Below are 1,050 nucleotides of genomic sequence, written 5' to 3' on the forward strand. Positions count from 1 at the left end.
TCGTATGAATCGCCTGTTGTGCCAACAGAGGCAATGACACCGCATGTAGCCATTTTATCAGTATAGCGAATGGATAAATACTGAACCCCTCGATCACTGTGATGAATCACATCTTTGGGATAGTTTCTATCTGCTATTGCTTGATTTAACGCCGCCATCACCATATCTGTGTTCATACGATTAGATACTTTCCAGCCCACAATAGCGCGAGCAAACACATCAATAATAAAAGCGGTATAGACCCAGCCGCTTATCGTCTTGATATAAGTGAAGTCCGCCACCCACAGCTGGTTAGGGCGATGAGCGCTAAAGTTACGATTAACTAGGTCATCAGCACGCTTTTGATCATCACGGCTGTGAGTTGTTATTTTACCCTTACCGCGCCAGACACCTTGTAAGCCATGCTGTCTCATTAAACGCTCTATGGTACAACGAGCAACCTTTAACCCGTCAGCTTTCATCTGCTGCCATACTTTACGCGCACCGTAACGGCATTTGCTGTCCTGCCAGATACGTTTAATCTCGCTGATGTAAAAGTCGTCATGTTGACTGCGCAGTGAGCGTTTTTCAGGGTAGCTCTCCAAGTCTTTAGCACGGTGATAGGTTGATGGGGCAATCGGTAATACTCTACAGATCAGCTCGACCCCATAATTATTCTTATGATCGTCGATGAATTGAATCATGATTTTAGTCAGCGGTCGAGCTCCGCCTGGGCGAAAAAAGCGGCAGCCTTACGTATGATCTCATTGGCTTGCTTGAGCTCTCTGCATTCGCGTTCAAGCTCCTTGATGCGCTCTTTATCACTTTGCGCTTGCACCGATGCAGGAATAGTTTGATCGATGTGTTTTTTATGCCACGACCGCAGGGTTTCAGGCGTACAGCCAATCTTAGGGGCAATGGCTTGAATCGCTGACCAGGTGGAGGGATAGTCATTTGCTGATTCAATGAGCATGCGAACGGCGCGTTCTTTAATCTCAGGAGTGTAGGTTTGTTTTTTCATTGTCGTATTCTCTCAGAATGTTGAGTCTCCGACAATCCCGGGGCGGTTCA

1 pseudogene and 1 other annotated feature are annotated in these 1,050 nt (G+C 46.8%); the pseudogene reads right to left on the reverse strand.

Annotated elements, in window-relative coordinates:
• A pseudogene (locus JMY00_RS13455) lies at positions 1–1,000 on the reverse strand (IS3 family transposase); the annotation flags it as partial.
• Positions 609–725 (reverse strand) — a sequence feature (AL1L pseudoknot). Its footprint overlaps the pseudogene before it by 117 nt.
• Positions 1,001–1,050: the final 50 nt, after the last annotated feature.

This window comes from Psychrobacter sp. Pi2-52 (genome assembly GCF_904846705.1).
GTDB lineage: Bacteria > Pseudomonadota > Gammaproteobacteria > Pseudomonadales > Moraxellaceae > Psychrobacter.